Annotated in this window: 23 protein-coding genes and 1 pseudogene; 11 read left to right on the top strand and 13 right to left on the bottom strand. The window is 63.7% G+C overall.

The window, feature by feature from the left end:
• The 5 genes from ACWGRX_RS25995 to ACWGRX_RS25975 all read left to right on the top strand — a co-directional run.
• Positions 1-360, top strand: a 360-nt coding sequence (locus tag ACWGRX_RS25995) for a carboxyl transferase domain-containing protein (protein ID WP_452119915.1), incomplete at its 5' end; no start/stop codon positions are given.
• Positions 361-539: 179 nt separating this feature from the next.
• Positions 540-1304 carry an ABC transporter permease gene (locus ACWGRX_RS25990; RefSeq protein WP_452119914.1) on the top strand — a complete coding sequence of 255 codons (765 nt, stop codon included), beginning with the start codon at positions 540-542 and terminating at the stop codon, positions 1302-1304.
• Positions 1297-2031, top strand: coding sequence for an ABC transporter ATP-binding protein (locus ACWGRX_RS25985; protein WP_452119913.1), 735 nt, complete (start codon positions 1297-1299; stop codon positions 2029-2031). The genes ACWGRX_RS25990 and ACWGRX_RS25985 overlap by 8 nt, the downstream gene beginning before the upstream one ends.
• Positions 2032-2054: 23 nt before the next feature.
• Positions 2055-3026, top strand: coding sequence for an ABC transporter substrate-binding protein (locus ACWGRX_RS25980; protein ID WP_291646705.1), 972 nt, complete (start codon positions 2055-2057; stop codon positions 3024-3026).
• A gap of 56 nt (positions 3027-3082) precedes the next feature.
• Positions 3083-4087: an MsnO8 family LLM class oxidoreductase gene (locus ACWGRX_RS25975; protein WP_452119912.1), complete on the top strand. Its 1005-nt coding sequence runs from the start codon at positions 3083-3085 to the stop codon at positions 4085-4087.
• Positions 4088-4102: 15 nt separating this feature from the next.
• On the opposite strand, the gene fabF is transcribed toward ACWGRX_RS25975, so the two are convergent.
• From fabF to ACWGRX_RS25945, 6 genes are all read right to left on the bottom strand, one after another.
• Entirely contained in the window at positions 4103-5368 is a 1266-nt protein-coding gene (gene fabF, locus ACWGRX_RS25970; RefSeq protein ID WP_452119911.1) for a beta-ketoacyl-ACP synthase II, read from the bottom strand.
• A 9-nt stretch (positions 5369-5377) separates the two neighbouring features.
• On the bottom strand, positions 5378-5893 hold the full coding sequence (locus tag ACWGRX_RS25965) for a winged helix-turn-helix transcriptional regulator (protein WP_452119917.1): 516 nt from the start codon (positions 5891-5893) through the stop codon (positions 5378-5380).
• 65 nt (positions 5894-5958) lie between these two features.
• On the bottom strand, positions 5959-7098 hold the full coding sequence (locus ACWGRX_RS25960; protein ID WP_452119910.1) for an ABC transporter permease: 1140 nt from the start codon (positions 7096-7098) through the stop codon (positions 5959-5961).
• Positions 7095-8021 (bottom strand): ABC transporter ATP-binding protein, encoded by a 927-nt coding sequence (locus ACWGRX_RS25955; RefSeq protein ID WP_452119916.1) that lies wholly within the window; start codon positions 8019-8021, stop codon positions 7095-7097. The genes ACWGRX_RS25960 and ACWGRX_RS25955 overlap by 4 nt, the downstream gene beginning before the upstream one ends.
• 2 nt (positions 8022-8023) lie before the next feature.
• A complete protein-coding gene (locus ACWGRX_RS25950; protein ID WP_452119909.1) occupies positions 8024-8980 on the bottom strand; it encodes an HlyD family secretion protein in 957 nt (318 codons plus the stop codon).
• On the bottom strand, positions 8977-9648 hold the full coding sequence (locus tag ACWGRX_RS25945) for a CerR family C-terminal domain-containing protein (protein WP_452119908.1): 672 nt from the start codon (positions 9646-9648) through the stop codon (positions 8977-8979). The genes ACWGRX_RS25950 and ACWGRX_RS25945 overlap by 4 nt, the downstream gene beginning before the upstream one ends.
• A 434-nt stretch (positions 9649-10082) precedes the next feature.
• Between ACWGRX_RS25945 and ACWGRX_RS25940 the strand changes: the two are divergent.
• Positions 10083-10241: pseudogene (locus tag ACWGRX_RS25940) on the top strand (IS3 family transposase); the annotation flags it as partial.
• 192 nt (positions 10242-10433) lie between these two features.
• On the opposite strand, the gene ACWGRX_RS25935 reads toward ACWGRX_RS25940, so the two are convergent.
• Genes ACWGRX_RS25935 through ACWGRX_RS25920 form a run of 4 tightly spaced genes read right to left on the bottom strand, consistent with a single transcriptional unit; the run spans position 10434 to position 14401 of the window.
• Positions 10434-11423: a transketolase family protein gene (locus ACWGRX_RS25935; protein ID WP_291635509.1), complete on the bottom strand. Its 990-nt coding sequence runs from the start codon at positions 11421-11423 to the stop codon at positions 10434-10436.
• A gap of 3 nt (positions 11424-11426) precedes the next feature.
• A complete protein-coding gene (locus tag ACWGRX_RS25930) occupies positions 11427-12308 on the bottom strand; it encodes a transketolase (RefSeq protein ID WP_452119907.1) in 882 nt (293 codons plus the stop codon).
• A 58-nt stretch (positions 12309-12366) separates the two neighbouring features.
• A complete protein-coding gene (locus ACWGRX_RS25925) occupies positions 12367-13383 on the bottom strand; it encodes a substrate-binding domain-containing protein (protein WP_452119906.1) in 1017 nt (338 codons plus the stop codon).
• Between the two features lie 22 nt (positions 13384-13405).
• Positions 13406-14401: an ABC transporter permease gene (locus ACWGRX_RS25920; protein WP_452119905.1), complete on the bottom strand. Its 996-nt coding sequence runs from the start codon at positions 14399-14401 to the stop codon at positions 13406-13408.
• Positions 14402-14717: 316 nt separating this feature from the next.
• Here ACWGRX_RS25920 and ACWGRX_RS25915 point away from each other — a divergent pair, with 316 nt between their 5' ends.
• The 4 genes from ACWGRX_RS25915 to ACWGRX_RS25900 are packed head-to-tail and all read left to right on the top strand — an operon-like array spanning position 14718 to position 18517.
• Positions 14718-15647, top strand: coding sequence for a CoA transferase subunit A (locus ACWGRX_RS25915; protein WP_291635513.1), 930 nt, complete (start codon positions 14718-14720; stop codon positions 15645-15647).
• Complete coding sequence (locus tag ACWGRX_RS25910; RefSeq protein ID WP_452119904.1) at positions 15644-16477, top strand: hypothetical protein; 834 nt, start codon at positions 15644-15646, stop codon at positions 16475-16477. The genes ACWGRX_RS25915 and ACWGRX_RS25910 overlap by 4 nt, the downstream gene beginning before the upstream one ends.
• 44 nt (positions 16478-16521) lie before the next feature.
• Positions 16522-17415, top strand: a complete 894-nt coding sequence (locus ACWGRX_RS25905) for a shikimate dehydrogenase family protein (RefSeq protein ID WP_452119903.1) — start codon at positions 16522-16524, stop codon at positions 17413-17415.
• Positions 17416-17440: 25 nt separating this feature from the next.
• Complete coding sequence (locus ACWGRX_RS25900) at positions 17441-18517, top strand: glycerol dehydrogenase (protein WP_452119902.1); 1077 nt, start codon at positions 17441-17443, stop codon at positions 18515-18517.
• Positions 18518-18531: 14 nt separating this feature from the next.
• Here the strand turns inward: ACWGRX_RS25900 and ACWGRX_RS25895 are convergent, their stop codons facing one another.
• From ACWGRX_RS25895 to ACWGRX_RS25885, 3 genes are all read right to left on the bottom strand, one after another.
• Positions 18532-19248: an SDR family NAD(P)-dependent oxidoreductase gene (locus ACWGRX_RS25895; RefSeq protein ID WP_452119901.1), complete on the bottom strand. Its 717-nt coding sequence runs from the start codon at positions 19246-19248 to the stop codon at positions 18532-18534.
• Positions 19249-19322: 74 nt separating this feature from the next.
• Positions 19323-20117, bottom strand: a complete 795-nt coding sequence (locus ACWGRX_RS25890; RefSeq protein WP_452119900.1) for an ATP-binding cassette domain-containing protein — start codon at positions 20115-20117, stop codon at positions 19323-19325.
• A gap of 42 nt (positions 20118-20159) precedes the next feature.
• Complete coding sequence (locus ACWGRX_RS25885) at positions 20160-21080, bottom strand: MaoC family dehydratase (protein WP_452119899.1); 921 nt, start codon at positions 21078-21080, stop codon at positions 20160-20162.
• Between the two features lie 120 nt (positions 21081-21200).
• Here ACWGRX_RS25885 and ACWGRX_RS25880 point away from each other — a divergent pair, with 120 nt between their 5' ends.
• Complete coding sequence (locus tag ACWGRX_RS25880; protein ID WP_452119898.1) at positions 21201-22385, top strand: CaiB/BaiF CoA transferase family protein; 1185 nt, start codon at positions 21201-21203, stop codon at positions 22383-22385.
• Positions 22386-22592: the final 207 nt, after the last annotated feature.

Below are 22592 nucleotides of genomic sequence, written 5' to 3'. Positions count from 1 at the left end.
ACCGTGCCGCTGGTCACGGTGATCACCCGAAAGGCCTTTGGCGGTGCCTATGACGTGATGGCCTCGAAGCATATCGGCGCCGACGTCAACTATGCTTGGCCCTCGGCCCAGATCGCGGTGATGGGCGCCAAGGGCGCGGTCGAGATCATCTTCCGGGGCATGGACGCGGATGGCATCGCCGCCAAGACGAAAGAATACGAGGACCGCTTCATGAGCCCCTTCGTCGCGGCCGAACGCGGCTATGTCGACGAGGTGATCATGCCGCACTCGACCCGCCGCCGCATCGCAAGGGCGCTCGCCATGCTCCGCACCAAGAGCCTCGAACGCCCCTGGCGCAAACACGACAATATTCCACTGTGATCCGGCTCGCGCAGGATAACCCCTGCGCGACCACTGCTCGCCGGAAGACGCAGCCGAAGTATTGAATTAGAATATTTCTGATGTAGAGCGAAAATTTGCTGCTGCACTGCAGCAGGCTTGCGCATTTTATCCATCGGCTTATTGAGCGTGGCGCATCCGAAAATTGGCGTCAGCAAGCATTGCCCCGTTTCACGACCATCGCCGTCTTCGCCGCCACGCTCGCACTGTGGTGGCTGGCCAGCCGTCTCGGCTGGGTCAGCGCCTTCCTGCTGCCCGGGCCCGGCACGGTCGCGGAGACGATTGCCGAGCTGATCGCCTCGGGCGAACTCCTGCGCCACACGCTCGTCAGCCTCCGCCGCGTCGCGCTCGGCTACCTGTTCGCCATCGCCTTCGCCGTGCCGCTCGCCTTGCTCTTCGTGCTGAGCCGCCGGCTGCGGGCGCTCTTCGAGCCGCTGCTCGAATTCCTGCGCCAGATCCCGCCGCTGGCGCTGATGCCGCTGCTGATGCTCTGGCTCGGCATCGGCGAGACGCAGAAGGTCGGGATCATCATCCTCTCCTGCTTCTTCCCGATCTTCCTCGGCGTGCGCGGCGGCTTCGATTCCGTCGACCGCAAGCTGATCGATGTCGGCACGGTCTGCGGCTTCTCGCGGCCGGAGATCATGCTGCGCATCGTGCTGCCCTCGGCCTTGCCGGCGATCGTCGTCGGCCTCCGGATCGGCCTCGGCTATAGCTGGCGCGCGCTGGTCGGCGCCGAACTGATCGCCTCATCCGCCGGGCTCGGCTACATGATCGTCGACGCCGAGAACCTCGCCCGCACAGACATCGTGCTCGCCGGCATCCTGGTCATCGGCGTGCTCGGCCTCCTCGCCGACCATCTGCTGCGCCTCGCCATCCGCCGCAGCGCGCCCTGGCTCTCCGGCGATCTGGAGATGGCCCGTGCTTGAGCTTTCCGGCATCGGCCGGCGCTATCGCGTCGGCGCGGAGGAGGTCACTGCCCTCGCCGATATCGACCTGTCCTTTCCCGCCGGCTCGTTCACGACGCTGGTCGGCCGCAGCGGCTGCGGCAAGACCACGCTGCTGCGCATCCTCGCCGGCCTCGAACGGCCGAGCGAGGGCGAGATCCGACGCGGCGGCGGCAAACTGCGCACCGCCGTCGTCTTCCAGGAGGCCAGGCTGATGCCCTGGCTCGATGTTTCCGCCAATGTCGGCTTCGGCCTGCGCGGCCGGGTCCCGCGCACCGTCGCCGCCGAGCGCTGCGCCGCCGCGATCGAACTCGTCGGCCTCTCGGCCTTTGCCGGCGCGATGCCGGCGCAGCTTTCCGGCGGCATGGCGCAGCGCGTCGCCATCGCCCGCGCCCTCGTCCAGGAGCCGGATTTGCTGCTGCTCGACGAGCCCTTCGCGGCGCTCGACGCCTTCACCCGCCGGACCATGCAGAACGAGCTCGTCGCGATCTGGCAGCGGCGGCGCCCGACCATCGTCTTCGTCACCCACGACGTCGAGGAAGCCGTGCTGCTCGGCGAGCGGGCGCTGGAGATGCAGGCCGGCCGCATCGTCGGCCGCGAGGCGATCGCCCTGCCCTATCCGCGCGACCCGACCGACCCCGACGTGAACCTCCATCGCCGGGCGATCCTTTCCCGGCTGATGACGACGCCGACGCCTGCCGCAGCCTGAATTTTCTGTCCAAGGAGACCACCATGAAGAAGCCCCTTGCCTGTCTCGGCCTCGCGCTCGCGCTGCTGCTGCCCGCCGCTCACGCCCAGGCGCAAACGGCCGAGAAGCCCAAAACGGTTCGCATCACCTATGTCACCGCGCCCTTCAACGTCCCCTCCATCGTGATGCGCGAGAAGGGCTTCCTCGACGAGGCCTTCGCGGCAAAGGGCATCAAGGTCGAGAACCCCGTCATCACATCCGGCGCGCAGCAGACCCAGGCCATCGCCGCCGGCGAGATCGACATCGCCAGCGTGCTCGGCGGCACCTCGGCGATCCTGGCTGCCGCGAACGGCGTGCCGCTCAAGGTCGTCGCCGCCTACGCCCGCTCGCCGAAAGCCTATTTCCTGATGACCCGCGCCGATGGCCCGGCCAAGCTCGCCGACCTCAAGGGCAAGAAGATCGCCGGCCCCAAGGGCACGGTGCTGAACCAGCTCCTCGTCGCTGCGCTCGCCTCGCAGAATCTGAAGCTCAGCGATGTCGAGTACATCAACATGGATCTGCCGGCCGCGCGCGCCGCGCTGCTTGCCGGCCAGGTCGACGTCGCGACGCTCGCCGGCGCCAATGTCACCCAGGTCGAAAAGGCCGGCGGCCGCGCTCTGACCAGCGGCGAGGGCCTGATCAAGCCGACCACGGTGATCGGCGCCAATGCCGCCTTCCTGGAGAAGCACCCCGATCTCGTCGCCGCCTATTTCGCCGCCCATCACAAGGCGCTCGACTTCATGGCGAAGAACCCGGAGGAGGCGCTGGCGATCGCCGCCAAGGAGCAGAAGATCTCGATCGAGGACGCCCGTGCCCAGCTGCCGCTCTACGACTTCACCCCGGCGATGACCGAGGCCGACATCGCCAATCTCACGGCGGACCAGGCCTTCATGATCGAGGCCGGCATGTTGCCCAAGGCCAAGGCGATCGACATCAAGGCGAGCCTCGTCGCCCCCTCCGCCTTCAAGCTCAACTGACAAGGCAAGGGAGCGCCGCCTTTTCGGCGGCGCTCCGGCCAGCGGATATCGCCACCATGAAGCTCTCGCTCCTCGATCCTCTCGTCGTGCCGAAAGGCCAGACCTCCGGCGGCGCATTGCGCACCGCGATCGCCATGGCGAAGGAGGTCGAGAACCTCGGCTTCGTCCGCTACTGGATCGTCGAGCATCACGACGTCGCCTTCGAGGCCAATCCGGCGCCGGAGGTCTTCGCCGCAGCGCTCGCCAGCGCGACCTCGCGGATCCGCATCGGCGTCGGCGGCGTGCTGCTCAACCATTACAGCCCCTACAAGGTCGCCGAGGCGCTGCGGACGCTCGGCGCGCTCTTCCCGGGCCGCATCGATGTCGGCATCGGCCGCGCCACCGCCGGCCCGCTCGCCGACCGGGCGCTGAAGCGGCTGCGCGACGCCGAGATCCCGGATGATCACGCAGCCCATGTCGAGGAACTGATCGGCTGGCTCGGCAATGATCTGCCGGAGACCTCGCCCTTCCACAGCATCCGCATCATGCGCGACGAGCCGGCCGGTCCCCTGCCCTGGATCCTCGCGGTCAGCGAAGGCAGCGCGCGCCGCGCCGCCGAGCTCGGCCTCGGCCTCGCCTGCAGCGCCTTCCACCAGCCGGAGCAGGCACCGCACTCCTATGCGGCCTACCAATCGGCCTTCCGCCCCTCGCACCATGCCGCCGGCATCGCCGCGCCGCAGGCCTTCATCGCCGTGCGCGCCATCATCGGCGAAACGCAGGAGGAGGCCGAGCGCCTCGCCATGCCGGTCCGCGCCGTCTTCCGCCAGCGTCGCAAGCCCGAGCGGATCATGCTCGAACGCCTGCCGGAGCTCGACGAGGCGATCGCGATCATGGGCGGGATGGTTCCGGCCGATGAGGTCGACTGGCCGACCTTCATCGTCGGCACGCCGGAGCGCGTTGCCGGCAGGCTGCGCCGCATGGCGGAGCTCACCGGCGCCGACGAATTCATGATCCAGGACTTCCTCGACGATCCCGCGCTGCGGCTGCGCAATTACAAGCTGCTGCTGCGCGAATTCGCCTGAGGGCGCGGAAAGCCGTCAGCTCCAGCGCCGGAACACCACGCTGGCGTTGACGCCGCCGAAGCCGAAGCCGTTCGAGATGGCGTGCTCCATCGCATGCGGCCGGGCGAGCTTGGCGACGAGGTCGAGCCCGGCCGCCTCCTCGTCCGGATTGTCCAGATTGAGCGTCGGCGGCACGATCTGGTCGCGCAATGCGAGGACGGTGAAGATCGCTTCGAGCCCGCCCGCCGCGCCGAGCAGATGGCCGGTGGCAGACTTGGTCGCGCTGATCGCGATGCCGCCCCCCTCGCCGAACACCGACTTGATCGCGGCGAGCTCGCCGCGATCGCCGACCGGCGTCGAGGTCGAATGCGCATTGAGATGGCCGACATCGCCGGGCTTCAGGCCTGCCTGCTTCAATGCCGTTTCCATCGCCCGGCGCGCTCCCGAGCCGTCCTCGGGGCCGGAGGTGATGTGATAGGCGTCGGCGCTGGTGCCGTAGCCGGTCAGCTCGGCGAGGATCGTCGCACCGCGCGCCTGCGCATGCTCCAGAGCCTCGATCACCAGGATCCCGGCCCCCTCGCCCATGACGAAGCCGTCGCGGTCGCGGTCGAAGGGACGTGACGCCTTCTCCGGCTCGTCGTTGAAACCGGTGGAGAGCGCCCGTGCCGCGGCAAAGCCGCCGAGCGCGACGAGATCGACGCAGGCCTCACTGCCGCCGCAGAGCGCGATATCGGCCTCGCCGGCCCGGATCATCCGCGCCGCATCGCCGATCGCCTGCACACCCGCGGCGCAGGCTGTGACCGGTGCACCGATCGGCCCCTTGAAGCCGTGATCGATCGAAACATGTCCGGCGGCGAGATTGACCAGGAAGGACGGCACGGTGAAGGGCGAGAGCCGGCGCACGCCGCGCTGGTCGGTGGTCCGCACCGCCTCGGCGATCGCCGGAAAGCCGCCGACGCCGGAAGCGATCACGGTCGCGGTGCGCTCGCGCTCGGTCTCACTCTGCGGCTGCCAGCCGGCCTGCGCCAGCGCCTCCTTGGCGGCGACCAGCGCGAACTGGATGAAACGGTCCATCTTGCGCTGGTCCTTGGGCGCGATCGCGACATCGGCATCGAAACCGCCCTCATTGTCCTCGGCCTTGCCGGGCACGAGACCCGCAACCTTGGCCGGAAGGGTCTCGGCCACCGCATCCGGCAGGCGGCGCAGGCCGGAGCGGCCCGCGAGCAGGCGCCGCCAGGCGAGTTCGGTGCCGCAGCCCAGGGGCGAGACGACGCCCAGTCCGGTGACGACGATGCGACGCATAGAAAGCTCCTAGCTCGGTTTGGTTCGGGTGGCTGCTTCGCGCGCTGCGACGAAGGCAAGGCGCTCGCGCATGCCGGTGCTGGCCTGCGGACCGGCGATGACCGTGACGCTGTCGACGGTGATGGGTTGCAAGGTCGCGGCAGCAACGGTGATCGGGATGATCGGCTCTTCGCTTCCGCGCTCGGCCAGTTGCAGGGAGGCCCCCTCGGGCGCGAGATGCCGGTTGGCATAGCCGATCAGCGCGGCGACGACCGGGAAGAAGTCCCGCCCCTTCTCAGTCAGGATGTATTCGTAGCGCTTCGGCCGCTCATTATAGAGCCGCCGTTCGAACAATCCGCTCTCGACGAGATGCTTCAGCCGGCGCGCCAGCATGTTAGGCGCGATACCGCGGCTGCGCTCGAACTCGTCGAAGCGGGTCAGCCCCTGCAGCGCATCGCAAAGGATCAGTATGCTCCACCACTCGCCGACGGTCGCGACGGCGCGGGCACAGGGGCATTCGGTGAGCGGAGCGAGCCCAGGCTGCATAACCAAGCCCGCTATCTCAGTTACTATCTTTTTGCAAGTTACTATTTTCCCGGAAGGCCGCCTCGTCAGTCCAGCGTGCTCCGGAACCGCATCAGGGCGATCCCCGCATAGAGCGGCACGAAGGCGGTCAGCCAGAACACCTCGGTGCCGATGTCGCCGAGATCGGCACCTTTCAGCATGATCGCGCGCACGACCCGCAGGAAATGCGTCAGCGGGAAGATCTCGCCGAGCCACTGCGCCCAGAGCGGCATCCCGGCGAAAGGAAACATGAAGCCGGAAAGCAGCAGCGAGGGCAGGAAGAAGAAGAAGGTCAATTGCATCGCCTGGAGCTGCGTGCGCGCCAGGGTCGAGATCGTGTAGCCGAGCAGGACCAGCGCCAGCACGAAGATCAGCACGCAGGCGAGCAGCAAGGTGAGGCTGCCGAGGAAAGGCACGCCGAAGAGCAGCTTCGCCGCCGAGAGCACGACCGCGACCTGGACGCTGCCGACCGCGAGATAGGGCAAGACCTTGCCGAGCATGATCTCGCCCGCCGTCGCCGGCATGGCGAGCAGGTTCTCCATGGTGCCGCGCTCGATCTCGCGGGTCAGCGCCATCGCCGTCATCATCACCATGGTCATCTGCAGGATGACGCCGAGCAGGCCGGGCACGATGTTGTACTGGGTGATGCCCTCGGGATTGTAGCGCCGGTGCACGACGAAGGAGAGTGCGCTCTCGCTCTGCTGGCGGGCCTGGTCCTCGGTGCCGAGCTCGCGGGTCAGCGCCCGTCCGGCGATGGTCTGCAGCGCCCCGACCGCATTGCTCGATGCGGCGGGGTCGGTCGCATCGGCCTCGACCAGGATGCGCGGCTCGTCACCGCGCTCGACCCGCATGCCGAAATCGCTGGGAATGGTGACGAGGAAGGAGATCGCGCCGCGCGCCATCAGGCTCTCCGCCTCGGCCGCGCTCTCCGGCCGCTTGGCGAAACGGTAATAGCCGGAGACCTCCAGCGCCGCGACCACCGAGCGGGTATAGCGATCCTGGCCCAGCGCCAGGACCGCCGCCGGCAAGCCCTTGGGGTCGTTGTTGATCGCGTAGCCGAAGAGTAGGAGCTGGATGATCGGCACCACCAGCATCATCGCGAAGGTGATGCGGTCGCGCCGCATCTGCACGAATTCCTTGGCGAGGATGGCGCCGAGCCGCCCCGCGGACAGCGCGAAGGCGCTCATGCCGCCTGCCCTCCGGCCTGGGCCCTCGCCATGAACTGGATGAAGACATCCTCCAGGCTGGTCTCGCCGGGCTCGATGCGAAGGCCCGGACGCTGCCTCAAGGGCGCCAGCGCCGCCTCCAGCCTGCCCCTGTCGGTACCGACGACATGCAGCGTCGCGCCGAAGGGCGCGACCTGCTCGACACCGTCAGTCCGGGACAGCGCCGCGATCTCGGCCGGCTTCAGCACGCCATGGACGACATAGGTCGAGAGGCCGGAGCCCTGCACCACCTCCTCGACCGTGCCCGTCGCCAGCATGCGGCCATAGGCGATGTAGCCGATGCGGTGGCAGCGCTCGGCCTCGTCCATGTAATGGGTCGAGACCAGCACGGTCAGCCCCTCGCCGGCGAGGCGGTGGATCTCGTCCCAGAACTCGCGCCGCGCCTTTGGATCGACGCCCGCGGTCGGCTCGTCGAGCAAGAGCAGCTTCGGCTCGTGCATGATGCAGGCGGCGAGCGCGAGACGCTGCTTCCAGCCCCCCGAGAGCGTGCCGGCGAGCTGGTCCTTGCGCGAGGTCAGGCCGAGACCGTCGAGCGTCCTCGCCACGGCCGTCCCGACGGGCTTGAGCCCGTAGAGCCGGGCGACGAAGGCGAGATTCTCCTCGATCGTCAGGTCCTCGTAGAACGAGAACCTCTGGGTCATGTAGCCGACATTGAGCTTGATCTGCGCACTCTGGCTGCGGACGTCGAAGCCGAGCACCGTGCCCTCGCCGGCATCCGGCGTCAGCAGCCCGCAGATCAGCCGGATCGTCGTGGTCTTGCCGGAGCCGTTCGGACCGAGGAAGCCGACGATCTCGCCCTGGCGCACGGTGAGGTCGACATTGTCGACCACGGTCCGCGTGCCGAAGCGCTTGGTCAGCCCGCGGACCGCGATGGCGTTCTCGATGCTCATCGCCGGGCCTGCATGACGACGTCGACGATCTGGCCGGGCTGCAGCTTCGCCGCCGGCCCGCCTTCCGGCCGCGCCTCGACGAGATAGACCAGCTTTTGCCGGGTATCGGCGGAGTAGATCACCGGCGGGGTGAATTCCGGCTCCTGCGAGACATAGGAGACGGTGGCCGCGAGACCCGGCGGGCAGCCATTGCAGTGCACTTCGAGCCTTGTGCCGACCACCGTGCCGGAGAGCAGCGCCTCCGGCACATAGAGCATCAGCTTCACCGCCCCGTCCGGCAGCATGGTCAGCACCGGCGCGGTCGGCCCGGCGAGCTCGCCGGGATGACGCACGATATCGGTGACGATGCCGGCGGCCGGCGCGGTGAGCCGGCGCTGCGACAGCCGCCATTTCGCCTGGTCGAGCGCGGCCTGCGCCTGCGCGACCTGGTTCTGCGCCGCCCTGATCTCCTCCTCGCGCGCCGCCAGCCGGGCCACGGCGAGATTGGCGGCGCTCTGCCGGACGCTGGCCGCCGCGACGTCGCGCGCCGTCTGCGCCTGGTCGAGATCGGCCTGGGTCGAAACCCCGCGCCGGAACAAATCCTGCCGGCGTTCCAGCGCCCGCTCGGCCTCGCGATGCTGGGCCTGGGCCGAGGCCGCATTGGCCTCGATCACCGCGATCTCCTCCGGGCGCTTGCCGCTGAGCAGGTTGGCGAGCTGGGCGCGCACCTGCACCAGCCGCGCCTCGCTTTCGGCGACGACGTTCTGCGCATCGTCCTTCTGCAGTTCGGCGACGACGGCGCCCGGAGTCACCCGCTCGCCGCGGCGGACCGCGACGCTCTCGATCCGCGCGACATCGATCGGCCCGAGCCGGACATATTCGCCCTCGACATAGCCGGCGACCCGCGTGGTCGGCGGCGCGCAGATGCCGAGCGAGGCGGCCAGGGCGAAGGAGCAGATGAAGCCGAGGATCATGAGGCCTCTCCCCTGCAGGCGAGGATGCTGGCGCGCACCGAGCGCCTGATCGCCTCGCCGATCAGGCGCGCCTCCTCGGCACCGATCCCGTCCCAGCCGAGCCGCCGCGTCACCGCCGGGCGCGCGATGCGGAAATAGAAGACCTGGCCGATCGCCGCGAAGACCGCGAGCTTCGTCTCCGGCGCCTCCGGCTCCATGCCGGTCGCCGCCGCCCAGACCCGGCAGACCCGGCGATGCACCGGCTCGAACAACCCGCCATAGAGAGCCTCGAAAGCAGGGCTAGGCGTCAGCATCTCGCGCATGACGAAGCGGGCGACGACCTCGCTCTCCGGCACCGTCGTCAGGAAGGCGACGACCCGGCCGATCAGGGCGAGCAGCTGCTCGGTTGCGGCGTCGCGATCGGTCGCGTCGAGCGCCATCGAGACGGCAGGCGAGCCGCCCGCCAGCACGCCCTGCATCCGGGCGATGATCGCCTCGGCACAAGCCTGCCTCAGCCCGTCCTTGCCGCCGAAATGATAGGCGATGCCGGCGCTGTTGACGCCGGCCGCCTGCGCTATCTCGCGCGTCGAGGTTGCGTCGAACCCGTTGCGGCCGAACAGGTCGAGCCCCGCGCGGATCAGCGCCTGCCGCGTGCCCTCGACATCCTCGATGATGGAAACGCGTGCCATGGCGAGAATATAGCACCACGCTCTCTTTCAATCAATCGATTGATTGAAAGAGAGCGTTGATGAGCACCAACCGGCACTCGCTCTCAAGATGCAGGAGCTTGTCATCGACGCGCGCCTTCCGTCACCGCGGCGTGTCCAGTTTGTCACCGAACGCAGTGCGGCACCTGCGCGACATGCAAAACGCGTAGGATGACGAGCGAAGGCGCCGTGCCAAATTGGCGCTCGTCCTCACTCTCACGGCGCAGACGATCTGGCACCTCGAACTGCTAATATGGCACCAAGACGCACAAAGACTGGCACAGGATCACGAATGATCCGGCCCCGCTCGAACCAATGAAAACGGCAGGCAGGTGACTGTCGGTAGCTTTTACTTGCCCACAGAGGCTCACCCAAGGCGCTCGAATCCTCGCTGGCGGCCAAAACAGCTGACGCGGGAGACCGAGCGGATCAGAGGCAGGGTCTACCGGACACGCGACGATGCTCGTGCCGACGTGTTCGACTACATCGAGCGGCTCCACAACGCCGCCCGCAGGCACTTGGCCATCGGCTACATCAGCCCGGTCGAGTTCGAAAAGAAGATGGGAGTAGCCTAACCGACCGTCCACAGAACCGGCAGCAGGCCAATGCGCTCCCGCCGGCCGCGAATATACGTTTCACCGCTACATGGTCGCTGGCCTCAGCACGGAGGCCGTGAAGAGCTAAACCAACAGGTAAAAAAAGGCGGCTCCGTCAGAGCCGCCCCTTCACATCTCGAGGAGCTCGCTGGCTCCGCCTGAACTCGTTCGTCAGGCCTTACGCTTGTTGAGAGCCTCGATAACGACCTGCTCGATCCCGGGGGCATCGAGCTTGTAGTGGCTGTAGAGGTGCGTCGGCGGGGCAATGAGGCTGTATTCGTCATAGATGCCGTGCCTCACAAGCGGGACCCCAGCGCCTTCATCGGCCATAACCTCGGCTACCGCTGAGCCCAGACCGCCGAGAACGTTGTGCTCCTCAATCGTCATGATGATCTTGGAGCGCGCCGCGGCGCGGAGAATGGCCTCCCGGTCAATGGGCTTGACCGTAGCCATATCGATGACGCCGATCGAGCGGCCTTGAGCATTCAGGCGCCGCGCAACCTCAAGCGATGGATGAACCGGCAGACCACAGGCGATGATCGTCAGTTCGTCCCCCTGCATATGCTCAATCGCCTTGCCAATGGTGAACGGAAGCCCGTTCTCATAGACATCAGGTTCCCGGCCTCGACCGATCCGGAAATAGATCGGCTGATCCCAATCGACCGATGCCTTGATCGCCGATGCCAGCTGGGGGCCGTCCGCGGGCGAGATCACCGTCAGGTCGGCAATTGCCCTCATCGTAGCGATGTCCTCGGTGGCGTGGTGCGAGGTACCGTAGAAGCCCAGTGAGATGCCGGTATGGTGTCCGACCAAGCGAACCTTCTGAGCGCAGTAAGCGACGTCCATGCGGATCTGCTCGCAGCACAGCAGGCCGAGGAAGGACGCGAATGTGGCGACGAAAGGCATATGGCCCGTCGTCGCCAGGCCCGCCGCAGCCGTCACCATATTCTGCTCGGAAATGCCGAACTGGATGTAGCGGTCAGGGAACCTGTCGGCGAACTTGTTGAGGCCGTTCGAGTACTGCAAGTCGGCCGCGCCAGCGATGACGGGGTGCCCCGCTTCGACCAGATCGATAAGAGCGTCCGAGAAGAAGTTAAGACCGGGATTGGCCGCGTTCAGCGCGCGATATTGCCAGGAATTGGGAGACTGTGGCCCGTTCATTGGTTAGATCTCGCGGTTCTTGATTTCAGCGATGGCGCGTTCGGCGTCCGCGGGATCGAGATAGCCCAGGTGCCAACCGGGCTCGGTCTCCATGTAGGAGACGCCCTTCCCCTTGAGCGTTCGCGCGACGATGCAGACGGGCGTCTGCCTCTCGGTGTCTTCCTTGACCTGGCGCAGCAGCGCCGTGAGCTCTGGAAGGTTGTGTCCGTCCACCTCATGGGTCTCCCACCCGAAGGCGCGCCACTTGTCGGCGAGCGGCTCAATTCCCATGACGTCGTCGACTGCGCCGTCGAGCTGGAAACCGTTGCGGTCGACGATAGCGACAAGACGCGACAGCTTGTGATGCGCGGCGAAGGTCGCCGCTTCCCAAACCTGTCCCTCCTGCATCTCGCCATCGCCGAGCATGACGAAAACCGAAAACTCCCGGCCTGAAAGCTTGCCTCCGAGCGCCATCCCCGCGCCGGCAGAAAGCGCATGACCGATCGAGCCGGAGCTGAAATCGACACCCGGAACCTTGCGCATGTCCGGATGGTCGCCGAGAGGGTTGCCCAGACGCGTATAGCCGTCGAGCGTTTCCTTGGAGATGTATCGGTATTCCGCCAGGATCGGGAAAAGGCCGACCGCGGCATGTCCCTTCCCCATCAAGAAGCGGTCACGATCCGGCCAATCCGGCTCTCCGTGACGCAGAGACATGACGTCGTAATAGAGCGCAGCGAAGATCTCCGCGGCGGAGAAGACTGAGCTGTAGTGTCCGACCTTCGCAATCTCGATAAGCCGGATTGTTTCCAGGCGGACAAAGCGGGCCTTCTCGCGCAGCCGCGCAAGTTCTGACGCGGTTAGAACGGGCGCGTTTCTACGCGCACTCGCAGCGGAGAGTGCTGTCATCGGCGATACCTCGATTTCTGAAGAAAGGCGACGCCGCACGTGGCGTCGCCATACTAGGTCAGAGATTCAGTTGTGACTTGAACGGCTTCATCTGGTTAGTCGACGGATCCCAGATTTCAGTGACGTTTTCTTTGGTGATCAGCGGCGACTGGAACAGGATTTCCTTCGGCACCTTCTCGCCTTGCAAAATCTTGGCCGCAACCTCGACGCCCTCCACGCCCATGGGCGTGTATTGCCAGGTGCCATGGAGATCGCCGGCATGAATCGCGGCCATGACTTGCGGCTGGATGCCGTCATACCCCGTGATCATCATGCCTTTGCTGCGACCGGCTTCCTTCGCTGCCTGAAGCGCACCAAGCGCCATATCGTCGTTGTTGCAGTACACGCCGTTGATCTGGCGTTGGGCCTGGAGGAAGTCCTCCATCTTCCGCAAGGCCTGCGAGCGCTCGTAGTTCGCAACCGCATGGCCGACGATCTGGACACCGGCCTTCTCGATCTCTTCGCGCCAGCCCTTGCTGCGCTCCTGGTTCACGACCGAGCCGGTCTTCCCTTCGATCTGAACGACCTTCGCGGATTTCCCGAGCTTGTCGACATAGTACTTGCCGGCGCTGCGCGCGGTGCCGAGATTGTCCGCTGCCAGACGGCAGGTCCAGTCGGAATCGCCAGCCAGCGACGACGAGAGAACAACAAGCGGAATACCTGCCTTGTTGATCTCCTTGATCGCCGGCGTGATGGCCTCAGCGTAGTAGGTTGAGACGATGATGAGGTCCATTCGGCGGGTGACCAGATCCTCCAGATCCTGCACCTGCTTCGTGGGCTTGTCGGCTGCGTCGGCCACCGTGAGATCGAAGCCAAATCGCGCTGCCGTTTCAGTCACGCCACGGCGTTGTGCGACAAGCCACTCGATCGTCGAGAAGCTCATCGAGTAACCGATTTTCTTGCCGGCGAGCTTGGTCTGCGCGTAACTCGATCGCACCACGAAAGGCGACGCGATCAGAGACAATCCAGCCAGTGAAGCGCCGCTTCTCAGAATTCCGCGACGTGTCGGCGCAATAATCCCGTTCTTCTTTTCCATGATAGCTCCTCCCGTTGGACTGTTATTTCTTCAAGCGAGAGCGAATATCGCTCATGATCACGGCCACCACGATGATGACGCCCTGCAGAAGCATTTGAACAAATGGAGAAATACCCATCAGGTTGAGGATATTTCCGAGAACAGCGAGGATCAGGACACCGAGGATGGTGCCGTGAATGCCGCCAACACCGCCGTCGAAGGTGGTGCCCCCAATCAAGGTCGCGGAGATGGCATCAAGTTCGATGAGCTGCCCGGCGTTTGGCTCAGCCACCGTAAGGCGGCCAACCACCAGGACACCGGCTAGCGCAGCGAGGAAGCCGCTGATGGCGTAGACGCGAATCTTTACCCAATCTACCGGGATACCGTAGAGGCGAGCAGCCTCCTCGTTGGCACCAACCGCATAGATGTGCCGGCCGAAACGCAGCCCACCCAGCACATATGCCACCACCGCCCACACAGCCGCTGCAATGATGACCGGCATGGGCACTGGGCCCACATACCCGGAGCCGATGAAGGAGAACCACGCCGGCGGCTGGCGCAGAACGATATTTGCGCCATCGGTGACAATGTAAACGATGCCACGGGCAAAGATCAGCATCGCCAACGTAGCAATGAAGGGCTGGAGCCGAGCCTTGGTGATAAGAATTCCGTTGACCACGCCCAAAGCAGTTCCGGCCAACAAGGCGAGGAGGATTGCGAGCAGCGGGCTCTGCGGACTGACCATGCCTATGATCATCGCGGAGACGCCCAGGACGGATCCGACAGACAGGTCAATTCCCTTATTGAGAATAACCACCGTCATGCCGATCGCAACGATCGCCATCGGCGCCGCACCACGAAGCAGGTTCATGATGTTGCGGACTTCAAAGAAGTACGGCGATGCGATTGCAGCAGCAAGGATCAGCACGACCAGCGCGACCACGTGACTGTATCTCAACAAAGTCCTGCCGATACGGCGCAAGGACGCTGCCCCCTCGTCCGGACGCTTGGCAACGATCGCGCTTTGAGTGCTGGCCATTCTTTTCTCCTCCCGCTTGCCCGCAGTCGGCTCTCTGATGGAAAGCCCTGCGCAGGGCCCTTGCGCGGGTCCCCGTTCGGCAAAATCTTCGTTTGCAAAAACGTTTTTTTACGAATATGCGGCTTAGCGGAAGGCTGTCAATAGCCTTTTACGATTGTGCAGCGCCACGTACGTTTCTGCTGCGTCGCAGAAATTTCCTGACGACGCCGGCCTACCAGCCACCCCATCACGCTTCGACGGTTGAAGCGGCTTGCATTTGGGAAAGAATGGCGCCTATATCAGTGAAATCTAGAAAAACGATTTTGTGGAGGAACGCTTGTCAGAGGCATCGACATCAAGCGCGCGAAAGCAGCGCTCCACCAAGGTCAAAAGCCTTCAAGAGGCGGCCGGATTGGTCAAGGATGGCGCAAGGATCGCTCTCGGCGGGTTCGCTATCTATCAACGTCCGATGGCCTTTGTTCGCGAGCTGGTTCGACAGAAGCGGCGCGATTTGACGATTGTTGGGGTAACCAACAGCATCGATACCGACATGCTCATTGGCGCCGGCGCCGTCAGTAAGGTCGAAACGAGCTATGTCGGTTTCGAGAAATACGGCCTGGCCAAAAATTTCCGCCGCGCTTGCGAGCAGGATGGCTTCGACATCGTCGATTATCCGGAGTTGCTGAGCTGGGACCGCTTCCGGGCCAGCCAGGAAAACCTGGCGTTCTGGCCAGCTCAAGGGCTCGGCGGCACCGACGTCGTTCGGCTCAACCCCGATATCAAGGCGTTCAATTGTCCGATCTCAGGGGATCCCCTGCACGCCCTGCCGGCAGCTGCTCCCGATGTGGTCGTGGTGCACGCGTTGGCGGCCGACGTCTACGGCAACATCGTCATGCCAACCTACCGCAATCTGCCGCAGAGTTTGGATATTACGCTCGCACGCTGCTGCGACACGGTCATCGTGACGGTCGAGAGGATCGTCAGCGAGAACTATCTGAAGCGCCACGCTTATACCGTTGAAATTCCGGCCGTGCGCGTCAGCGCTGTCTGCGTCGCCCCCCTCGGGGCACACCCGACCTCCATGCTCGGCCGCTATCAGGACGATGAGAAGCACTGGCAGGCCTATGTCGAGGCATCGCAGTCAGTTGAGACCTTCGCAAGCTATCTCGACGAATTCGTCCACCAAACCACGGACAACGCCGCCTATCTCGACAAGATCGGCGGCGCGCATCTGGCCTCCCTCATGCAGGTGGATACCCAGAAATGACAGCCTCAGATTACACGCTCAATGAACTGCTCGTCGCCAACCTGGCCCGTGACCTGAAGGATGGCGAGCTTGGCTTCACCGGCCTGGCGACAGGCGCAGCCGCGGCACTGTATGCAACCGCGATTCCGCTCGTTGCAATGGAGCTCGCCCGGCGCATCCATGCGCCGAATCTAACGGTCCTGCTGGCCGGGTGGGTCCACAATCCGGATTTGTCGGAACTCGACCAGTTGCCCGACGCCGAATTCGATGAGCGCCTTCGGGATCTGCCCTGCGAATCCCAGCTCCTCACCTATCCCGGTCAGTTCAGCCTCCGACGCGGGAATATCAGTTTCGGCTTCGGCTCCGGCGTCCAAATCGATCGAGTTGGCAACATCAACAGCGTGTGCATCGGCGATCACAAGCGTCCGAAGGTGCGTTTGGTTGGCCCCATTCTGTTGCCGGAGCACTTTTCGATGTTCGGGCGGGAATACGTGATGATGCCTCGGCACGACAGCCGCACCATCGTGGAAAAGGTCGATTACGTCGCCGGCGTCGGCTATCCGGGTGGCCTCGAAGGGCGCCGTAAGCTGGGGCTTCGTCGGGGTGGCCCCGAATTGGTCATCACGCCCAAATGCTTCTTCGATTTCGACAAGCAGGAGGGTCGCATGAAGGTGCGATCGATACATCCCGGCGTGTCCCGCGACGATCTGAGGGCTTCGACTGGATTTGACCTCGGCAACCTCGACGAAGTTCCCGAGACGCCGGTCCCGACTGACGAGGAAATCTCGATCATTCGCAATGAGATCGATCCGCGGGGAATCCTCCTGGGCCCGACGCAAGCCGCAGCTTGAGCCGGAATTCACCGCATCGGACCCGCACCTTCCCCGAGGATTTCATGATTTCCGGCCGCACAAAATTGTTCTGTATTGTCGCAGATCCGATTGGACATGTGAGAACACCTCAAATGTTCAACGCGCATCTCGAAAAATGCGGGATCGACGCCGTTTTGGTTCCTGTGCACGTCACCCCGGACAAGCTGTCTGAGGTGGTTCAGGGACTGCGTTCGGTATCGAATCTGAGGGGCATCGTCGTGACGGTGCCCCACAAGATCTCCATGCTCGAGTTCTGCGACGAGTTCGACGCGTCGGCGAGCATCGCCGGTGCCGTCAACATTCTGCGACGCGACGCAAGCGGTCGAATGACGGGGGCGAATTTCGACGGCGTCGGCTTCCGCCAGTCCCTTGAGGATGCCACCGGCAGCATCGCCGGAAAGTCGATCTATCTCGCCGGGGCTGGAGGCGTGGCGCGCGCGATCGCCTTCAGCCTTGCCGACGCCGGCATCAGGCATCTCAGCATCTGCAACCGCTCGCAGAACAAGGCAGAGGAGCTGCTTGCTGCCGTGCAGAAGCGGTTTCCTGACGTCGGAACCAGCGTCGCGGACGATCGACCCGAACTCTTTGATGTAGCAGTGAATGCGACATCACTGGGTCTAAAGGCGTCCGACGGACTGCCTTTCGCTATCGATCGGCTCAAGGCTTCGGCAGTCGTTGCAGACGTCGTGATGGAACCAATCATGACAAAGCTGCTCACAGCTGCCGAAAAGAAAGGGCATCAGATCGTGAGAGGCGACGCTATGCTCAAATTCCAGCTGCAGTCCTGGGTCGAGTTTATCGACAACTGTCCGTCGCTTGGTCCGATGCCGAGCGTCACTATTCCCCAGACAAATCCGGCTTCCCTCGTCGCCCCCGCGAATCAGATCGGCCACGCCAAGGTGGCCGGTCAGCGCTGACGCCCTCCATAGTCGAGACCCACTCATGATCATTTTCGGATCGCCAAGCCGCTACGTGCAGGGCCCAGGCACGCTGAATATGCTTGGAGCAGAGCTCACTCGATTGGGTAAGAGCGCGGCTCTGGTCGTCGACGCCGGGGTTCAGGCGATCCTTCTGCCGGCGATTGCCAGCAGCTGTGAAAACGCGGGCGTCTCGCTCAGTGTGATCTCATTCTCAGGCGAGTCATCGCCTGAGGGGATCGCTGCGCTTGAGGAGCAACTGGGCGGGCTTCGGCCAGAGATTGTCGTTGCAGCCGGTGGCGGCAAATGCATCGATTCTGGCAAGGCACTCAGCGGTCGCCTCAACAGCCACATCGCGACGATACCGACGATCGCATCAAATGATTCTCCCACCAGTCACATTTACGTCCTCTATGACGCAGAGCATCGGCTCCTGAGCGTCGAAAAGCTCCCCACGAATCCGGATCTTGTCCTCGTGGACACGGACATCATCGTTCGGGCACCCGCGGTCTTTCTCAGGGCGGGGATCGGCGACTGCCTGGTGAAGAAGTACGAGGTCGAAGCCTGCGTCGCCGCTGCAGGACGTAATGTCTTCGGTTCGGGCCCGTCCATGGCAGCTTTGGCAATGGCTCGCAGCGCCTACGACATTCTCCGCGCCGACGGTCTCGCCGCCCTCAACGCCGTCGCCAAGCAACAGACGGACGCTTCATTCGAGCGCGTGGTCGAGGCCTGCGTGCTGCTTTCCGGCCTTAGCTTCGAGAATGGCGGGCTTTGCATCGCGCACGCGATGACAAGAGGTCTCTCCGCAGTCAAGCCGGTGGCAAACGCCCTGCACGGCCTTCAGGTGGCCTATGGCGTCACGGTTCAGCTCGTGCTGGAGGGTCGTAGCGAAGAATTCCTGGCTGATCACGCAGCGTTCTATCGCGAGGTTGGCTTGCCTCTGACTCTTGTCGATCTCGGCCAATCCGACATCACGCAGGACTCATTCGAAACGATAGCCGGGTTGACGCTGGCGGCCCCCCACATGGCGAATTTTCCTTCGCCAGTCACGGCACCGCAGTTTGTCGCCGCGATGCGTAAAGCAGAAGCGATCTTCGCCTGATTCCGGACGGCGGCTCAGGCGATGCCGTAGCCGCCGTCGACCGGAAGAATGACCCCTGTCACGTATCGCGCCGCGTGCGACGTCAGGAACGCGACCACGTCAGCAACATCGCTTGGCTCACCCCAGCGTTTCATCGGCAAGCGGGCCATGATGGCTTCACTTCGTTCTGGGTTTTCCAAGGCTCCGGCCGAAAGGCGCGTTCTAATCCAACCAGGGGCCACCGCGTTCACGCGGATTCCTTGGTCCGCGAAAGCCACGGCGAGCGAGCGGGTCAGCTGCACGATCGCACCCTTGCTCGTGGCATAGGCCGGGTTACGCCCTGAGCCAAAGAAGCTCCACATCGAAGCAATGTTCACAACACTGCCGCCCAAACGCGCAAGCGCGTCTCTGAACGCGGTTGTCACCAGCATGGCCGAAGTCACGTTGACATCCATGACTTTGCGAAAACCGTCCGCCTGAAATTCACGGCCCTCATGGAGGATGATGCCGGCGCAGTTCACCAGCACTGTCGCCTCCGCGGCTGATGCGGCGAATTTTGCAATCGCGTTGGCGTCGGTGACGTCGAGCTTCACGAACTCCAGCGACGCAGGAAAGTCCTGATCACGGTCAAGCCCACAGCAGATGACACGGTGGTTTTGGGCCAGCTTCTCGGCGCATGCGCGCCCAATCCCGGTTCCGCCACCGGTGACGATCGCCAATGTTTTCACTGGAAAGCCTTCATCTCGTTTCACGCTGAAGCGGAACTTCGGATCAGCAGGTAAAGCAGTGCCCGGACCGGCCCGACTGACCGGTCCGGGGGCTACTCCTAGTGCGTCGGAGCGTTCACCGGCCTGCCGCTAACGATCATGCTGACTACCTGGTCGTGATCGACGGCCTTCGTGTCGACCACGTCGACGAGATTGCCATTTTTCATGACGGCGATCCGATCGGCGATCGTGAAAACGTGCTCCAGGTTATGGCTGATGATCAGAACCGAAAGCCCCTTCTCCCGAAGGCTGTCGATCAACTCGAGAACCTTTCGGCCCTCGTCGACGCCCAGAGCCGCCATCGGCTCGTCCATGATGAGCAACTTCACGTCATTGAGCAGCAGTCGGGCGATCGCAATCGATTGACGCTGCCCTCCCGACATTGCTCGTACCGGGCTCTCGACCTCAGGAAGCTGGAGGCCGATCCGCTCGAGGAGATCGGCCGTCTGGCTCCGCATCTTTGCCCGATCCAGCACCGGGAAGATGCCGAACCGCTTGGTCTGGAGCTCGCGGCCCAAGAAGATGTTCTCCTGAACGTTGAAGACATCCACAAGGCCCAGATGCTGGTGCAGTGTTTCGATGCCGAAGTTGCGAGCATCGGCAGGGCTGGTGAGCTTGATCTCTGCCCCTTTCATCCGCATCGAGCCCTCGTCGGGCATCATGACGCCAGAGAGCATCTTGATGAAGCTGGACTTGCCCGCGCCGTTGTCGCCGACGAGCGCGACAACCTCGCCCGGACGGATTTCGAGGCTGACGGATTTCACCGCCTTGAGTCCACCGTAGCTCTTGCACAATCCGCGAACCGAAAGAAGCGAGCGCCCTTTCGGCTGCTTGGCCTGATCGACGAATGCCATTGATGACTCCTCCCGAGGTTTCAGAATTTTTTGAGTTCAGTCTTAGGCGGACCGGCCCCCACCGATCGCCCAGCCGGCTGATGTCATCTTGCCGGCCGTATCGACCGACCAGAACTCGACTTCCATCGTCCGGTCTGCGGCAATGCTACGAACCACCGCGCGCAATTCGATGACCTCGCCACTCTTGACCGGCGCCAAAAATGTCGCGCCGAGCCGTCCATTCGACAGGAATGGCTCGCCGAAGAACGAAACCATCATTTCCGAGAACCAGCAGACCTGGATCATGCCGGACATGATGGTCGTGTCGAACCCGGCCGCTTTGGCGACGTCCGGATCAGTATGAAGGTTTTTCCAGTTCTCGTTGGCGCCGACGAACATCGACATCTGATCCTGGTGGATCTTCTTCGTCATGATCGGCAGCAGCGCACCAGTCTCACGCACATCCGCGGCGCTTTTCGCCGCCGTTCCGTTCGCTGGCCATTGACCGCTGACACGCCTGCCAGACAGAAGATCGGCCGGCTTGGGATCAGAATCCTCGAGCGGCTCGAGCGTTGTCACGATCTCAACGCTACGCTGCCTGAGGAGCAAATTGCCCTTGCTGTCGCGGGCCTCCCCTTCAAGCACCACGCTGGGCCTGCCCTTGCGGACGAATTTTTCCGTGTACTCGCCGCGCAAGGCGACGAGATCATCGAACCGCACGGGAGCGTGAAACCAGATATCCTCCTTGAGATGGACCGCCTTGATCCCCTGCGGGTCATACTTCTCCATGAAGATATGCAGCAGCTTCTTGGCGATGCCTGAACTGTGGGCCAGCGGGCCGCACACCCCCGGGGCCTTGAAGTAGAGCGGGCTCCAGTCATCGACCGCGAAAGCGAAGCCCTTGACGAAATGGTCGTCGACCCGGAACGGCGTCGGCCCGAACGTTTCTCCAACCTCGATCTGCTGGAAATTCTGCTGCTTCAAGCGCCTTCTCCCGAGAACGGGCTTGACCTCGCTTGAGGCGTGCCCGATTAATAAAAAATCGTTTTTTCAGGATAAGAAGTCCGAGAACGATGTCAACAAGCTTTCGGAGGAACGCGGGTTATGCAGGGTGCGCTGGCTGGGCTGAAGGTCCTCGACTTGTCGCGATACATCGCAGGCCCCTTCTGCGGCATGCTGCTCGGCGACATGGGAGCGGACGTCATCAAGATCGAGACGCCGGAGAAAGGAGAGAATACTCGGGCCTTCCACCCGCGCGTTGCCGATTCAAGCCTCTACACGATGGTTTTCAATCGCAATAAGCGGAGCATGACTCTCAATTTCCGCCATCCCGAAGCGCAAGCCGTCCTGCGAGACCTGATGCAGCAGGCTGATGTTGTGATCGAGAACTTCCTGCCCGGCACGCTCGAAAAAATGGGTTGCGGCTGGGACGTTGTGAGCAAGCTCAATCCGCGACTGATCATGACTCGGATCTCTGGCTTCGGTGCCAGCGGGCCCTACTCCAATGAGCCCTGCTTCGACATGATCGCTCAGGCGATGTCGGGCATCATGGATCTCACCGGCCAGCCGGACGGCCCTCCTACGATGGCCGGAACTTTTGTCGCGGACTATTCGACAGCGCTTTATGCAGCGATCGGGACGATGGGCGCGCTACAAAGCCGCGAGCGAACCGGCGCCGGCCAAATCGTCGAGACAACGCTTCTAAGCAGTTCGCTCTCTCTCCTGGTCACCGCAATCCCGAAATTCATGCTCTTCGGTCAGGGAACCACACGCAATGGCAACCGCGACCGCTTTGTGGCTCCGAGCAACACGTTTCCGACTGCAGACGGTGATTGGGTCATCCTTCAAGCACCGGAGGATAAGTTCAAGTTCCTCGCTGCTGGCATGGGACGGAATGATCTAGCCATTGATCCACGGTTTGCGAGCAACGCAGCCCGTCTGGAAAACGTCGAGGCCCTCGAGCAGGAGATCGCAGCCTGGACCTCAACGCAGAGCACTGATGCAGTTCTGGCCATGCTGAAGGAAGGGCGAATTCCGAGCGCCAAGGTCGCAACGATCGCCGACGTCGTGAACAACCCACAAGTTCGGCACAACGGCAACATCATCTGGACGAAGCACGGCGAGCACGACGTCCCCATGCAGGGGTTCACGGTGAACTTTAGCGAAACCCCGATGGCGCTCCAACGCTCCTGCCCCGGAATCGGCGAACATACGGAGGAAGTCTTGAGCGAATGGCTGAACCTGTCTTCGTCAGACGCCCAGCGGCTGCGCGAGGCCAAGGCGATCTGAAGGCTTTCTCTCCCAGGACATACAGCCAAGCGGGCTTCGGTCCCGCCCTCCGACCGCAAAGGTGCAGCAGGGATTTTGCTAGCCCGCTACAATCAGTCCGTTAGGTGACAATCATGCTCGAGCTCAACGACCCGTCGCTTTTTCGCTCGCAGTGCTATGTTGACGGTGCCTGGATCGGCGAAGGCGCCGATGTCGTCGACAACCCGG

The organism is Allobosea sp. NPDC055594, from assembly GCF_053618995.1.
Note: the sequence above shows the minus strand (reverse complement) of the source record. Positions and strands in the feature narration are given on the sequence as shown.

Coding starts and splice junctions, on each gene's coding strand:
- ACWGRX_RS25945 (WP_452119908.1), bottom strand. CDS start 9,648: ATGGCACGCGTTTCCATCATCGAGGATGTCGAGGGCACGCGGCAGGCG.
- ACWGRX_RS25935 (WP_291635509.1), bottom strand. CDS start 11,423: ATGAACGGGCCACAGTCTCCCAATTCCTGGCAATATCGCGCGCTGAAC.
- ACWGRX_RS25975 (WP_452119912.1), top strand. CDS start 3,083: ATGAAGCTCTCGCTCCTCGATCCTCTCGTCGTGCCGAAAGGCCAGACC.
- ACWGRX_RS25905 (WP_452119903.1), top strand. CDS start 16,522: ATGATTTCCGGCCGCACAAAATTGTTCTGTATTGTCGCAGATCCGATT.
- fabF (WP_452119911.1), bottom strand. CDS start 5,368: ATGCGTCGCATCGTCGTCACCGGACTGGGCGTCGTCTCGCCCCTGGGC.
- ACWGRX_RS25900 (WP_452119902.1), top strand. CDS start 17,441: ATGATCATTTTCGGATCGCCAAGCCGCTACGTGCAGGGCCCAGGCACG.
- ACWGRX_RS25890 (WP_452119900.1), bottom strand. CDS start 20,117: ATGGCATTCGTCGATCAGGCCAAGCAGCCGAAAGGGCGCTCGCTTCTT.
- ACWGRX_RS25980 (WP_291646705.1), top strand. CDS start 2,055: ATGAAGAAGCCCCTTGCCTGTCTCGGCCTCGCGCTCGCGCTGCTGCTG.
- ACWGRX_RS25965 (WP_452119917.1), bottom strand. CDS start 5,893: ATGCAGCCTGGGCTCGCTCCGCTCACCGAATGCCCCTGTGCCCGCGCC.
- ACWGRX_RS25910 (WP_452119904.1), top strand. CDS start 15,644: ATGACAGCCTCAGATTACACGCTCAATGAACTGCTCGTCGCCAACCTG.
- ACWGRX_RS25925 (WP_452119906.1), bottom strand. CDS start 13,383: ATGGAAAAGAAGAACGGGATTATTGCGCCGACACGTCGCGGAATTCTG.
- ACWGRX_RS25960 (WP_452119910.1), bottom strand. CDS start 7,098: ATGAGCGCCTTCGCGCTGTCCGCGGGGCGGCTCGGCGCCATCCTCGCC.
- ACWGRX_RS25920 (WP_452119905.1), bottom strand. CDS start 14,401: ATGGCCAGCACTCAAAGCGCGATCGTTGCCAAGCGTCCGGACGAGGGG.
- ACWGRX_RS25930 (WP_452119907.1), bottom strand. CDS start 12,308: ATGACAGCACTCTCCGCTGCGAGTGCGCGTAGAAACGCGCCCGTTCTA.
- ACWGRX_RS25950 (WP_452119909.1), bottom strand. CDS start 8,980: ATGATCCTCGGCTTCATCTGCTCCTTCGCCCTGGCCGCCTCGCTCGGC.
- ACWGRX_RS25880 (WP_452119898.1), top strand. CDS start 21,201: ATGCAGGGTGCGCTGGCTGGGCTGAAGGTCCTCGACTTGTCGCGATAC.